This is a genomic window from Corynebacterium sp. HMSC073H12, from assembly GCF_001837775.1.
Lineage (GTDB): Bacteria > Actinomycetota > Actinomycetes > Mycobacteriales > Mycobacteriaceae > Corynebacterium > Corynebacterium amycolatum.
The window spans coordinates 229,217-243,038 of sequence record NZ_KV834035.1 but is presented as its reverse complement, the minus strand read 5'-3'; the positions used below and the strand labels follow the sequence as shown (position 1 = coordinate 243,038).

The 13,822-nt window shown below is 56.1% G+C and carries 11 protein-coding genes; 6 read left to right on the top strand and 5 right to left on the bottom strand.

Translation table 11 applies throughout. From position 1 onward, the window contains the following. Nucleotides 1-209 precede the first annotated feature (209 nt). From HMPREF2708_RS06140 to HMPREF2708_RS06130, 3 genes are read left to right on the top strand one after another with little or no spacing between them, the layout of a single operon-like run. Nucleotides 210-803 (top strand): hypothetical protein, encoded by a 594-nt coding sequence (locus tag HMPREF2708_RS06140; protein WP_016421574.1) that lies wholly within the window; start codon nt 210-212, stop codon nt 801-803. Nucleotides 804-850: 47 nt separating this feature from the next. Beyond that, nucleotides 851-1,525 (top strand): hypothetical protein, encoded by a 675-nt coding sequence (locus HMPREF2708_RS06135; RefSeq protein ID WP_016421573.1) that lies wholly within the window; start codon nt 851-853, stop codon nt 1,523-1,525. An 8-nt stretch (nt 1,526-1,533) separates the two neighbouring features. Further along, the gene (locus HMPREF2708_RS06130) at nt 1,534-2,133 is read left to right on the top strand and encodes a hypothetical protein (protein WP_038626812.1); all 600 of its coding nucleotides are present in this window, start codon (nt 1,534-1,536) and stop codon (nt 2,131-2,133) included. 102 nt (nt 2,134-2,235) lie between these two features. On the opposite strand, the gene HMPREF2708_RS06125 is transcribed toward HMPREF2708_RS06130, so the two are convergent. The 3 genes from HMPREF2708_RS06125 to HMPREF2708_RS06115 form a co-directional block, all read right to left on the bottom strand. Continuing rightward, complete coding sequence (locus HMPREF2708_RS06125; RefSeq protein ID WP_070833507.1) at nt 2,236-2,889, bottom strand: response regulator transcription factor; 654 nt, start codon at nt 2,887-2,889, stop codon at nt 2,236-2,238. Between the two features lie 133 nt (nt 2,890-3,022). Then, nucleotides 3,023-4,129 (bottom strand): histidine kinase, encoded by a 1,107-nt coding sequence (locus tag HMPREF2708_RS06120; protein WP_246840366.1) that lies wholly within the window; start codon nt 4,127-4,129, stop codon nt 3,023-3,025. A gap of 248 nt (nt 4,130-4,377) precedes the next feature. Continuing rightward, the gene (locus HMPREF2708_RS06115; RefSeq protein ID WP_070833505.1) at nt 4,378-7,710 is read right to left on the bottom strand and encodes a (Fe-S)-binding protein; all 3,333 of its coding nucleotides are present in this window, start codon (nt 7,708-7,710) and stop codon (nt 4,378-4,380) included. A 788-nt stretch (nt 7,711-8,498) separates the two neighbouring features. Here HMPREF2708_RS06115 and HMPREF2708_RS06110 point away from each other — a divergent pair. After that, nucleotides 8,499-9,107, top strand: a complete 609-nt coding sequence (locus tag HMPREF2708_RS06110) for a YdcF family protein (protein WP_070833504.1) — start codon at nt 8,499-8,501, stop codon at nt 9,105-9,107. Between the two features lie 6 nt (nt 9,108-9,113). Here HMPREF2708_RS06110 and HMPREF2708_RS06105 read toward each other — a convergent pair whose 3' ends face one another. Next, complete coding sequence (locus tag HMPREF2708_RS06105; protein ID WP_070833503.1) at nt 9,114-9,890, bottom strand: enoyl-CoA hydratase; 777 nt, start codon at nt 9,888-9,890, stop codon at nt 9,114-9,116. A gap of 379 nt (nt 9,891-10,269) precedes the next feature. On the opposite strand from HMPREF2708_RS06105, the gene HMPREF2708_RS06100 reads away from it, so the two are divergent. Then, a complete protein-coding gene (locus HMPREF2708_RS06100) occupies nt 10,270-11,328 on the top strand; it encodes a chymotrypsin family serine protease (RefSeq protein WP_070833502.1) in 1,059 nt (352 codons plus the stop codon). A 223-nt stretch (nt 11,329-11,551) separates the two neighbouring features. On the opposite strand, the gene HMPREF2708_RS06095 is transcribed toward HMPREF2708_RS06100, so the two are convergent. Further along, on the bottom strand, nt 11,552-12,301 hold the full coding sequence (locus HMPREF2708_RS06095; RefSeq protein WP_070833501.1) for a YcnI family protein: 750 nt from the start codon (nt 12,299-12,301) through the stop codon (nt 11,552-11,554). Between the two features lie 376 nt (nt 12,302-12,677). On the opposite strand from HMPREF2708_RS06095, the gene HMPREF2708_RS06090 reads away from it, so the two are divergent. Then, nucleotides 12,678-13,724 (top strand): chymotrypsin family serine protease, encoded by a 1,047-nt coding sequence (locus HMPREF2708_RS06090; RefSeq protein WP_070833500.1) that lies wholly within the window; start codon nt 12,678-12,680, stop codon nt 13,722-13,724. The last annotated feature ends 98 nt before the right edge of the window (nt 13,725-13,822 follow it).

Sequence of the window (13,822 nt, the reverse complement as noted above, 5' to 3'; positions counted from 1 at the left end):
AATCACTGGTCACACGCTGTTATATATCGTATTTTCGCAAGGCAGAAATCGGTGGGATTCCATTTTTACTATGTGGATAATCGCTGTGGCCGTCGTAAAGCGAGTCGAAAATTTTCCATTACAAAAGGCTGAATTTCGACTTACCTTAGCAGGTGTTAGTTCAAGTATTTCCTTACGAGTTGCTCGTCACGCCCTGAAAGGATTTCGCCGTGAAGAAGACCCTGCTCTCCGGCTCCATTGCAGCCCTGGTTACCATGTCCTCGCTGGCTGTCGCCCCGATGGCCGAAGCTGCCCCAGCCCCCACCCCGGGCACCGTCGGTGGCACCTGCTCCGTTGAAGGCCAGTCCGGCCAGTCCCTGAAGATCACCGGCTCGAAGTTCGAGGTCGAAGGTACCGCCACCGTCGCTAACTACGGCGATACCGACCTGCCGCTGACCCAGACCCTCAAGGAGGGCAAGACCAAGTCCTGGAACGTCGGCGGTTCGGTCGACTTCGACCTGCTCAAGCTCTTCCACGTCACCTTCAGCGCCGGCTACCAGTCCACTCAGACCTGGGAAGTTGGCCAGACCCTCGGCCCGTACCCGGTCAAGCCTGGCTACACCGGTGTTCTGGAGTATGGCTTCCTGAACCAGTCCTTCGAAGGTACTCACCTGACCTGCAAGGGCGGAAAGTGGATTGACGCAGGTCGTCCGTACTGGGGCACCATCCCGAAGGAGCGTCACATTCGCGTTTCCATGCGCGCCAACGAAGCTGATCGCTCCGTGGACGGTGCTGCTCCGCAGGTCAAGGAGTACGCCGTCTAAGACGGGCTGAGCCTCTTTAAGACCTCGAAGCAGAAGGAAGTTTCTCCATGTTGAGCCTGAAAAAGAAGGCCCTGGCCTGCGCGGTGATGGGTGCAAGTCTTCTTGCACCAGGCATCGTCGGACAGGTCGCGGCGACTCCGCTGACTCAGACCCCTGACCAAGATGAGCACCACACCGGTTTCACCAATACGGATAAATGTGACCCGGTCAAGGATGCCAAGCGTCACCCCTGGGAACAGTGGATTACCGACGAATGGGACCGCTACAACGGCACTAACTCATTCACCAACCGCACTGACCGCCCGATTCAGTACACCCTCGAGGTGACAGAGGGGGTCAACGAGTCCGTGAAGGCCATGAGCTCCGGAAATATGTGGGACGTGTTCCTCCACGGGGTGAAGAACAAGTACGGCATCGTCGAGGTCAGTCAGTGGTCTGTTGGCGACAAGCTGGGTCCGGTGACCGTCAACCCTGGTGAGACCGTTCGCGCAGACTACGGCGTGCACATGAAGTCCTTCATTGGCCGTGTTCGCACCTGTGACCAGAAGACCGGCCTGTGGCGCGGTGAGCCCTACTTCGGTGAGTACAACGGCAAGGGGCCGTCGACTCGCTTCGTGGTCTGGCACAAGACCACCAAGGAGGGTGAGCACCGTCAGCAGTGGGCGCCTGTCAGTGGTAACTCCGGTGACGGCGGCCCGGCATCCGCCACGATTAACGACTAGGAGCAGTTATGAAAAAGCGTGTTGTCGCCATGTGCTTGACGACGGTCTTTGCGCTCGGACTCGGCGCTCCGACAGCAGTGGCCGCCCCGAATCCAGGAGCCGGTGAACCGTTCGCGCCGGAGGAGTGGGTGCCAGTGCCCAAGCCAGCGGCAGTTGACCGCGGTCCGGCACCGGGAACCACTTGTGAAGCTCCGGGTTCGGTGGCTGAGTTCGTGGAAATCACCGGCTCTCGCTACGACGTTGAGGGCGTTGTTTCTACGAAGAATGACATCGGTGATGAGCCGATTCCGCTGACGCAGACCATTAAGGAGTCCAAGACCAAGAAGTGGTGGACCAATATCTCTGTCAGCGTGAAGGTCAGCAAGGAGCTCAACCGCAAGTACTCCTGGGAATACTCCCGAGAGATGGTTTGGAGCCTCGGGCAGAAGATTGGACCATACGAAGTACGCAAGGGTGAAACTGGTCGTCTGAGCTGGGGGTTCCTGGTTGACGAGTTCGCCGGACAGACAGTCCGCTGCAACGCCAACTCGAAGACGTGGCAGCCTATTGGGCGCAGCTACTTCGGCGTGGCTCCGCGTGAGCGACATGTCGAGGTGACCATTCAGTAGTTACACAGTTCTCTCTCCACACTCAGCACGGGTAAAAGGGGCCTATTCACGAAAGTGAATAGGCCCCTTTTGCTACTCCGGTGTTTTGCTATTCCGCTGTTGCTACTCTGCGGTAGCGGATGCCGGAGGCTGGAAGCCTGCGTCTATTGCTTTCAGAGCCAAGTCCAGGCGTGAGGTAGCCCCGAACTTATTGAACATGCTGGAGAGGTGCTTCTTGATAGTGCCCGGTGACTTGCCGAGTTCCTTGGCGATGTCGTGGTTCGACTTACCGCGACAGATCAGGCCGAGAACCTCTCGCTCGGCATGAGTGATCTTGTACGAGGAAATGTTGCGGGACGGCAGCGTTTTAATCAGCCGAGTCGCAGAAATCGGGGAGATGACGGTGCCGCCCTGGAAGACATCTTCAACGGTGCCAATGACGGATTCCGGGCGGGCGGTTTTGAGAATGTAACCGTTTCCGCCGAGACTCAGGATTTTCAGCATTGTTTCATCGGTATCGAATGAGGTGATAGCGATGAATTTCGGTGGATTCTCCACCTTCTTAATCCGCTCGAGCAGTTCAACGCCGTCCATGTTGGGCATGTGAATATCGGTCAAAACTACGTCAATGCCACCGCGGGCAATGATGTTGAGAGCCTCGTGTCCGTCGCTGGCTTCATCGACCACGGTGATATGCGGTGCCTTCTTGAAATAGGTTCGCAGCGTCGAGAGTACGAGTGGGTCGTCGTCGACAATGAGAACCTTAATGTCAGACATCCGCGAACCTTTCATAGAAGTTATAAAAACCGAACAATATCTGTCATCGTGTGATATTACTACGCTAACCAGGACTTTTCGAGAGATATCTTCGTCACAGGCGGCTACTACGCCAATCTTACGCTAGCGTAACCTACTGGTTGGTAGGTGGCATGTGGAGTTTGGTATTCCACACATTTCCTTCTCGTTCCGACGTGATGGAACCGTCCCACGGTCGCACTCGCCGATGCAGTGAGGAAAGCCCCAAACCGCTCGAGAGCATCGCCCGCGGCAGAAAATGCGGTAGCGCCTTCGATATCTGATTGCTGATGTCGAGCGTGAAGCCATCCTCCTCATTGCCCAGCGCCAGAATGTGGACGTTCGTTTGCGGCTCGCCGTACTTCTGAATATTCGTGCAGAACTCCGACAGCGCCGGCGAGATAACTTCTGAAATCTGCGTCAAAGAGGGCTCGGTCTCAATCCTCGTGGCCAGCGAAACGTTAAACCCAGCCTCCTGCAGTTCATCCTTGGCCTGTTGGAGCACCCTGTTCATGCTAGGAACTCGCTCATCTTGGCCAATGGCCGAGGTCAAAGAGCTTTCTTCGTCAGCGGATTTCAGTAGTGAAAGCAACTGGCGAAGCTGTAGTAGACCTTCTCGGGAGGTTTCTGCGATGTCCTCCAGGGATTCTTCAAGCTTTTCATCTGTCCCTTCTCGCTCGATGGCGAGCGCCTGCGCCAGCATGGTTACGCGAGTAAAGGACTTGGCGGTGGAGTCGTGCAGTACGGTCGCTAACTCAAGGCGTTGTTCTTCCAGGGCACGGTTAGATTCAATCGTTGCCTGCCGGCGTTGCTCTTTGTAGCGACTGCGCATCATGCCGATGGCGTAGGCAATTACAAAAAGCAGCGTTGTCACAAAGGTCGCGACGTGGTCGCGCGCGAAAGTACTTGTGTTTACGTCGTAGTTTGAAATCACCAACAAGAGCAACGCAGTGATTCTCGCCGGCATCTTGTTGTTGTTAGCACGCATCACTTCCACGATGAGAAGCGCGCAGAAAATCTGCATTGGAGCCTGCTCTGTAGGAAGGAAAGTCAACGCCAAGAAATTCGCTGGGACAACCACCATGGCAAAGAGCGGCAAATACGTCGCCACTGCAACAAGAATGACCTGAAGGCCACCGATAATGGTTGGCAACAATAGATCAGAGTTGCTCTCGCGGAAAATTAGCGCATCGAGAGCAGTGAGGATCAGCGCAATGACCATCTCCACTGACCCCGGAGTCCTCAGAAAGTCTCTTATCTGTGACAGCGATTTCTTAATCACTACGCCAAGACCTCTTTCCACACCACAACGCGGTCATCTCTAACGGGATGCAGTAATAAATATATTGTCAGTGCGGTTGAGAGTGCCATCTGCATGATTAATGCCGTGGCGCACGGGCGTCGTAAAGCACAAAAAATCCGCCCGGGATGAATAACCTCTCGGGCGGATTCTGGCTTACTTAGCGAGCGTTACTTACGTCGCGCCGATCCTGGCAGCGGAACTCCGTGCTGGTTGCGCGGAAGGTTCTTAGCGCTTGCCGACGGTGCCTGCGTCTCCTCGGCAGGGGTCTCAGCGGCCTGCTCGGTGGAAGTAGCATCTTCCGCCGACTGCTGTTCGGTAACCTCTGGCTGAGCAGAAGCCTCCTCTGCCTCTGGCTGCGCCGGAGCCTCCTGAGCTTCGGTTTCCTCGACTGCCGGGGCAGGGGCGCTAGCGACTGGCTTGGCCTTGCGTGCGCCACCCGGAATCGGAGCGCCCTTGCGTGCGCCGCCCGGAACCGGAGCACCGGATGCGGTCTTCGGCTGCTCAGCTGCTGGCTGCTCGGACTTGGTGGCCGTAACCTCAGCAGCGGTGTCCTCAGAAGGAGCGGTTTCCTCGGCCTTCGGCTTGGCGGCTGGAGCTGCCTTCTTAGCGCCACCTGGGACAGGGGCGCCCTTGCGTGCGCCACCCGGAATCGGTGCGCCCTTGGTTGCCTTCGGGGTCTCAGCCGGAGCTTCGGTTTCCGCAGCTGCTGGCTCTGCCTGCGCGGCCGGCTTAGCAGCCTTGGCGCCACCCGGAACTGGAGCGCCCTTCTTGGCACCACCTGGAACCGGTGCGCCGGCCTTAGCGCCGCCAGGCTTCGGTGCGCCACCTGGAGCTGGAGCGCCCTTCTTGGCGCCACCTGGGGTCGGTGCGCCGGCCTTAGCGCCGCCAGGCTTTGGAGCGCCACCTGGGGTCGGAGCGCCGCCCTTGGCACCACCCGGAGTCGGTGCGCCACCTGGAGCTGGAGCACCCTTCTTGGCGCCACCCGGAGTCGGTGCGCCGCTCTTAGCGCCGCCAGGCTTTGGAGCGCCACCTGGAGCTGGAGCACCCTTCTTGGCACCACCCGGGGTCGGAGCGCCGCCCTTGGCGGCAGCGCCTGCAGCAGCACCAGCAGCTGCGGCACCAGCGCCGGCAGCAGCAGCCTTTTCTGCCTTCTTCTTCTCGGCAGCCTCGGCCTTCTTGCGCTTAGCTTCCTCTGCCTCGAGGCGCTGACGCTCTTCCTCTTCAGCCTTCTTCGGATCGACCCAGCCACGCTCTGGCTGCTCAATCCACTCCGGCTCACGTGCCTGTGGCAGCTCGCCGTCGACCTTCACAGAGTCGCGGAGCATCTGGGCGATGTCCAGGACTTCCGGCTTCTTCTCGTCGTCCTCGATGACGTTGTTGACACCGTCATTCATCATCGTCTTACAGAACGGGCAGCCGATGGCAATTGCCTCAGCGCCAGTGCCGACAGCCTCTTCGGTGCGGTTGACGTTGATGCGCTGACCGATGGTTTCTTCCATCCACATACGCGCGCCACCAGCACCACAGCAGAAGCCGGTGTTCTTGTTGCGCGGCATTTCGACGAGGTTAGCGCCGGACGCACCAATCAGCTCACGCGGAGCCTCGAAGACCTTGTTGTGGCGGCCCAGGAAGCATGGGTCGTGGTAGGTGACCTGGCGGCCCTGGCCGGAAGCAACCGGCTGCAGGCGGTTAGCGCGGACCAGCTTGTTCAGCAGCTGGGTGTGGTGGACAACTTCGTACTGTCCGCCCAGCTCTGGGTACTCGTTCTTGAAGGTGTTGAAGCAGTGCGCACAGGTGACGACAATCTTGCGCTGCTTCGGCGGGACACCGTCGAAGACCTCATCGAGCTGTTCGATGTTCTGCTCTGCCAGCATCTGGAACAGGAACTCGTTGCCAGCACGGCGAGCGGAGTCACCAGTACAACCCTCAGCCTGGGAGAGCACAGCGAACTTCACACCAGCGGTGTAGAGCATCTCTGCAACAGCCTTGGTGGTCTTCTTCGCATTGTCGTCGTAAGCACCGGCGCAACCGACCCAGAACAGGTATTCGGTGTCGTCGAAGCTCTCGACATCTTCGCCCCAAATCGGGACGACGACGCCTTCCTTGCGGACCTCGTTAATCCAGTCGGCACGAGTGGAAGCGTTCTGACCCCACGGGTTGCCCTTGGTCTCGAGGTTCTTGAACAGGCCAGCCAATTCGGTCGGGAAGTCCGACTCGACCAGAACCTGGTAGCGGCGCATATCGACGATGTGGTCGATGTGCTCAATATCAACCGGGCACTGCTCGACACAGGCACCACAGTTGGTGCAAGACCACAGGACATCCTGATCGATGACGCCTTCGTCACCGTCGCCAACCAGCGGCTTGGTCAGGAGTGCTGCGCCAGCGCCTTCGCCCTCGCGAGCGGTTTCGATGGTCTCGCCAGCCAGCAGGTACGGGGCAGAAGCGTAAGCGTGGTCACGCAGCTGGTTAACCAGCAGCTTCGGGGACAGTGGCTTGGAAGTGTTCCATGCCGGGCACTGCTCCTGGCAGCGACCACACTCAGTACAAGAGGTGAAGTCCAGCAGAGCCTTCCAGGAGTGGTCGGTGACCACACCGGTACCCATGGAGTCAACTTCTGGGTCAGCCTCTTCCAGATTCAAAATCTCGCCGTTAGAGGTCATCGGCTTAGCACTAGCGAGGGCGTTGTAGCCATCAGCGTTGCGCTTGAGCAGGATGTTGGCGAATGCCAGGAAGCGGTGCCATGCGACACCCCAAGTCAGGTTGCGGCCAACAACGAAGAGCCAGACCATACCGGACAGCAGCTTAATCAGCGCGAAGATGGACACCATGACTTCGGAGGCCGGCAGAATCTGTGCGATACCGCCGGTGACGAAGTTCGCCCAGTTCCAGACCTCGGCGTGATGGGAGTCGCCGTAGGTAGCCAGCTTGGCAGCCTTGACGAACATCATGCCCAGGCCCTCGATGAGGACGACAGCCTCGACGAAGTAGGCTGCACCAGCGTTGGAGCCGTAGAAGCGGCTCAGGCGTTCCTTGCCCAGGTTGGTCTGGCGGACGAGAATCAGTGCCAGGATACCCAGGGTGGTGCCCAGGCCGAGCAGTTCGTCGATGAAGTGCCAGGCTGTCAGATTCCTGAGGATTGGCCAACCACCGGCTGGCCAAAAGGTCTGAATGTAAGCCTCGAACCACACCAGGGAGCCGAGGAGGAAGCCCACCATGACGAACCAGTGAGCCACAGCAACGCCGGGCTTCTTGGCCATCTTGGTGTGACCGACGATCTCTCGGATCATGGTCCAAATACGGGTTCCCCATTCACCGGTGTGACCGTATGTCTTTTGGCCCACCATGATGGTCTTCACCATATGGGTGAATCCCTTGATAAAGATGAACCAGCAGGGCAGGGACAACAGGACGCCAATAACGCCGACTGCGACGGTGAATCCGGTAGATTCCGGAATCGCCGTGTCAGCCGTCGCTGCGGCGAGGTTGAGCACGCTCATAATGTTCCTTCTAGGCTGGCTCAGCCAGGGTGATGGCTGAGTGAAAATAGTTCTCTTGTGAGTTCTATCACGAGCCGCGGACGCTTACCTAACTAATGTGCAAAATAGTGCTGAATTCATCGATACATGGTGTAACCAGCGGTTATTTGGTGAATTACGCAAAAAAATCGTTGTTTTATTCGGGAAGGATTCGAGGGGCAACGTCTTCGCTTGACGACGGCGCGAGGCACTTTCGTCGTCACGCTTTTATGGGCGGAAGTGGTAGCGGTGTTGCGTGTGGGCAGTTGTCGAGTGTTGTCGATTCGATGTTTTGCGGACACATTGTGGGGGTAGCGCCGGAGCGCAGGGGCGGGGCTGTGTTTCGAGGCGGAGAGGGGGGCCGGTGGCGTGTTGGTCTTTGAAAATAGATTGAAGCAGACATGTATTCACGTGCGTTACATTCTTAACATAAATAACAATAGTTACTTCTGAACCTGTGTTTTGGTAGATAGTTCGCTATTGGGGCCCAGGATTTGCTGGCAGTTAACGAAAAAGTCATTAAATGTAACCGACTTTTATGAATCCCAAGTGGATTTAAAAGCCTCTATGTCCGCAATTGGCCTGGTAGGAAGCGTGCTAATTTGGTGGCGAGGAGAGTTCCTGGCCACCCCCGGCGTAACTCTTATGTAGGCGCCATTTTGTGTAGTACCTAGTATTAGTAGCGTGATATTGCGGATTTATCCGCCTGATTTTAAATGGCATGTGGGGTATGGATTTCTCCGTGCCACTTTTCCTTGAGAGGGACTTTAATGGTGCGATCTTTCCGTGCAATCGCTATGGCTGGAGCAGGCCTTATTCTTACTGCGAGTGCGGTCTTTGGTTCGGGCGCAGTGGCAAACGCCAATCCGGTCAGTGCGGTCGCAGTCAAGGCGTTCAATAGCTCGCTTGTGACTCCAGTGGTGGTTTCCCCGGTCGGACGTGCAGCTGCGGAGACTGCGCTACTTGACCCTCAGGTGCCGATTATTGTGCTCGGAGCCCGTCTCAATCCCGACTGCAGTGCTCCTGCTGTATTGACGTCCCGATTGGAAACTGCACGTTCGCTGGCGCTGCGTCATCCGCTTAACCCGGTCGTCGTCACGGGTGGTCGTACTCAGCCGGATTGTCAGACTGAGGCTGAGTACATGCGTGATGCGCTTGCGTCCATGGGGGTATGGAAGCGGCGAATCACGATGGAAACAAACTCAGACTCCACTGTTGAAAATGCGGCTGGCACTGCATACCTTGCGGAATCGGGAACCAGCGGCGTTCGTGCCGCTGTCATTGTGACTTCTCCAACGCACACACCACGCGCACGCGACACCTATTCTGCTGCCGACGACTCTGCTCTGTGGCTGGCTGTCCCGTCGACTGTGAACTAGCAGTTTCTAGGAATTGGTGAAGTTTGCCTCACGCTTTTCGGTGAAAGCGGCCATGCCTTCCTTCTGGTCATTGGAGGAGAACAGGGAGTGGAAGGTGCGACGCTCAAAGAGCAGTCCCTGCGACAGCGTCATTTCGTAGGCCTGGTTGATTTGTTCCTTAATCTGGGTAGTGGCAACCAGCGACTTCGACGCAATGGTGTCGGCGACTTTCAAGGCCTCGTCGAGAAGCGCCTCCGGCTCGACGACGCGGGCGACCAGACCTGCACACTCAGCTTCTTCGGCGCCCATCATACGGCCGGTGAGGCACATCTCCATTGCCTTAGCCTTGCCAATTGCGCGGGTGAGACGCTGCGAGCCGCCCATACCCGGAGAGATGCCGAGGTTAACCTCAGGCTGGCCGAACTTGGCTTTAGCGCCAGCGATGATGAAGTCCGCCATCATGGCGACCTCGCAGCCACCGCCCAGTGCGTAGCCGTTGACGGCGGCGATAACTGGAGTGCGGACGGAAGTCAGGACATCCCAACGTGCGAACCAGTCAGAGACGTACATCTCGGTGCCGGACTTGTCCGCCATCTCCTTAATGTCCGCACCTGCAGCAAACGCCTTCTCCGAGCCGGTGATGATAATCGCGCCAATGCCTGCATCGTTGTCGAAAGCGGTGGCTGCTGCGCCGATCTCTTCCATAGTCTTGTGGTTCAGGGCGTTCAGCGCCTTCGGACGGTTCAGGGTAATAATACCGACGCGACCTCGGGTTTCGGTGAGGATGTTTTCGTAATCGGACATATTCGTGTCTCCAAAGCGGTAATAGAAATCAGGTTGTAAGCGAGGTTACCCGTGAGACCAGATTCGGGTGGAGCTTTACGGCGATTACATCGGTGTTTTCCTGGATGGGACAGCGGCGGCAGGATAGGTCAGCGTGGTCGGGAATCTTTTTGTGGCGTCTTATGGGCGGAGCTGGAGTAACGACGTTATAAGAGAGTGCTGAAAACTTATTTACCTTTTGATGCCAAATGGAAGGTTTCTTCTTATACTTACGACGAAGCTAACAGTCCAATCGCGACAAAAGCTCATCAGATGACCGAAAACCTACGCAAAAGTTTGCATCCGCGGGCATATGTGGGGTCCATCGAGTGAAATGACTAAGCGCCACAGGAGTATTGATATGAATCCGGAAATGGAGACACGCTCGCTTACATCATCGAGTGTCGGTTTGGTTACCGAGGGAAACGGTAAGAGGGTCAAGTCATTCAAGCAACGAGTTTGGGCTTCAACAATTGCGGCTTTGCTGGCAGTGGGGCTGACTGCATGTGATGCAGATTCTTTGAAAAACGCTTTGGGGGGCGGAGAAAGCTCTTCAACATCAACTTCGCAGGAAGAAAGTGCAGGGCAATCTCAGGGTGATGACAGCCAATCTTCGACTAGTGCGCCCAGTTCGGGGATGGAAAAACCCGATGATAGTTCCGATAAATCGGACACCGGTTCAGCGGAATCGGGCACCGATGTTGAGGGGATGGGTGATGGTTCGACCAAGCTGAAGCCTAGTAATCCAGAGAATGAGAAAATCTACCGCAATAGTCAAGGATGGGAGTTCCTCGAAAACTCAGCGCTTATTGCGCCGGGAGCTCGTTTTCTTGTGAAGGGTGCTGATGATTCGACTTCATCTTGTTCCTTTGCGTGGTGGGTATACAACAAGGATGAACCTCGGCGGCACTACATTACAAGTGCTGGGCACTGCGGGAACAAGGGAGACAACGTATACGTAGAGGATGAAAAAGGGAAGTTCTATAAAGTCGGACAATTTGTCTGGAGGTCGTATGACCCGGAGGCTAAGAACAACCGGACAGATCATGCATTGATTGAGTTGACTGTTAACCCTAAGAATGTTTACGGCACTCCCATGCTCAAGGGGGCGGAGTTAGCTGGCTGGGCAAGTCCTCAATGGCTCGAGCAAGAACAACCTCGTATTTGCCGTCTTGGGTACCGTAGTGGGCTTTCATGCGGCCCCTACAAAGAGACTGTGGGGAGTTACATGTTCGGCTTCGGAAATATTTCGGACCATGGCGATTCTGGCGGGGCAGTTTGGGCTGTGGATCCAGAAAACCCAAACCGGATTTATGCAGTGGGGATGACAAGTTACGGCTTCTCTCATGACGCAATTTCAAATGGTGCTGCAGCTCTATCTCCGTTGATTAAGCAGTTTAATTTGACCATTCTCCAGTGACTCGCCCGCTAGGTTGAGCTGCTCCTCATGGGTTGGACCGGAGAGCCGGCAGCTTTCTAGCGGAGGGTGTTTGGTCGCCGAATGACGAAAGGGCCTGGTTCCAATTAACTATCGGAAACCAGGTCCTTGAATCCTTATTGGCTTAGAAAACCGTTTCAAAACTTCAATGGTTCGTCCGTGCCGGGTGAAGGCGGGAAAACTGTTCAAGAAATGTCAAAGCGATTTAAACTCGCTTGCGCAGTGAAATTACCAATGCAGCAATGCCAGTCAGCGCGCCCACTAGGCCGAATCCCAGGCCCCAGCTGCCAAGCGTGCTGCTCGAATCCTCGCTGGTAGCAGCTGCGGAATGTTCGATGTCACCCGAGTGGTTATCGCTGTGCTCTGTCTCGCTGGTGCCGTGATTATTGCCGTGGTCATGACTGTGACTGTGGTCGTGACCGTGGCTATGTTCATCGTCTTCCGACTTCTCAATCAGCTCCACGGTTGGGACCGGGTAATCGCTATCGTGGTCCTTTTCAGCCCAGTTCATCGACCCTTTTTCACAGGTCTGCAGTGTCGGCACCTCAACCGTCGACGGTTTTGCGTCATTAGTCACTTTCACGCTGAGTGTCAGCGAATCCTTCAGGTCGGACGGCAGTGGCGTCTTTGCGGTGTAGATGACCTTCTGCACCTTTTCATTTTCACCGGAACCAGTCGACTCCTTCGTGATATCCCAGTTCGCGTTCACGTTCGGCGTAACCTTTTCGAACTCCTCCGGGACGGTGAACTCTATCTTCGTCGTTGGCGAACCGTCGCAGCCATGGCCGACCCCGAAAGCTAGATCCACGTAGCCGCCAATCGGGGCAGACGATGGGGTTGCATGCACATGTGCGGATGCAATGGCAGGGAAGGCGACGGTTAGTGCGGCGCTTGCCGACGCTACTGCGAGCCCACGGAAAAAGGGGAAATGGTGTCGTTGTGCATTCTGAGGCACGAAAAACTCCTTGTATACGAAAAATATGGAACGAGTACGTGGCTCGACCTGCCTAAGGCATGTCGGAAATGCATTTTCGGAGTTTCCAAAAGCTGATTGACGCTGGCTCAGAGCAACGACGAAACTAATTAATTACGGTAAATGCGGGTTAGTCGTTGCAGGGGCTGGCATGGATGAGCTGGTAACCGCGGAAGCACTCACAAATTTAGCTTGTTACCTCTGCTTGGTTTTCAATTCTCTGCTTTAACCTTTTGGCTACCCCAGGGGAGAAAATTTCAAATTTTTGAACCTTTTGGCCTCCTGCGGACTCTAAGTCAGTGAAATGCAAAGCGCCCATGCGGAATGCAAAGCGCCTACTGAGCAGCAGGAGATAAAAATGGCTAAGCGTCTGTCTGGTAATTTCACCGAATCTGAAAATTTCGGTACCTCCTTTGACACGGCTGATCGAAACAGCGGCAATAAATCTCGTAGCAACGGCAATGCTCGCCGAAAGCTGCGCGCTAGTGTGTTGGCTGCTGTAGGTGCTGCGTTGGTGTCGCTGACCGCGTGTGGTGAGGTAGTTGATTCAGCGCAGGATGTCGCTAGCGCGGCTGACCACTCAACCCACTCAACGGGGGCTGCTGAAATGGGCGAGAGTGGCATCGCAACGCAGGCACCGTCGTCAAACGTGGCCGACGCATTGGATGCCTCAGCTATCGGCGGCAATCGTGATGCTCAGCGCAGTGTCGCGTCCAACCCTCTCAATCAGAATGACAACTCTCAGCGCCAGATTATGCACAGCAGTGAAGGCTGGGAGTTCCTGGAAAATGTGGGCAGCATCATGCCCGGCGGAAAGTACTCCGTTCTTCATGGAGATGGCACTGCCTCGGAGTGTTCCTTTGGCTGGTGGGTGTTCAACGAAGCTGAACCAAATCGGCATTATATGGCCACTGCAGGGCACTGCGGTGACGAAGGGGATTTGGTGTACATCGAAGATTCCGAGGGCGAGACGTACCAGGTCGGAGAATTTGTCTGGAGTCAGTTTGACAATGTTGTAGCAGGTGTTGATCACGCGTTAATCGAACTGACCGTTAACCCCGAATTTGTCACCGGTACTCCGCCGATTGAAGGGGTGCAAGTGGTTGGATCGGCTGACCTCGACTGGCTTACTGCGACGCAGCCGATGATTTGTCGACTTGGTTACCGCACCGGTATTTCCTGCGGTCAATTCCGTTCGGTGGAAAGTGGTGTGGCCTTTTCCTATGACGGCATCGTTGATCATGGTGATTCCGGTGGTGCAATCTGGGCCGTGGATCCATCGGATTCAACCAAGATTTATGCGGTGGGGATTACCGCGTACATGTTTACGGAAGATGCCACGAACTCGGGAGCGACTGCGTTGCAGCCGCTGTTGGCTCAGTTTGGTCTCACGGTGGTGGGCTAAAGGAGAGCCTGAAAACGGGAAGAGCTACCTATGTGTGGCGGGGAAGACTGGCAAAAGGGTGCCGTCGTTAAGCAAATTGAAAAATCTTTTATTGCGTT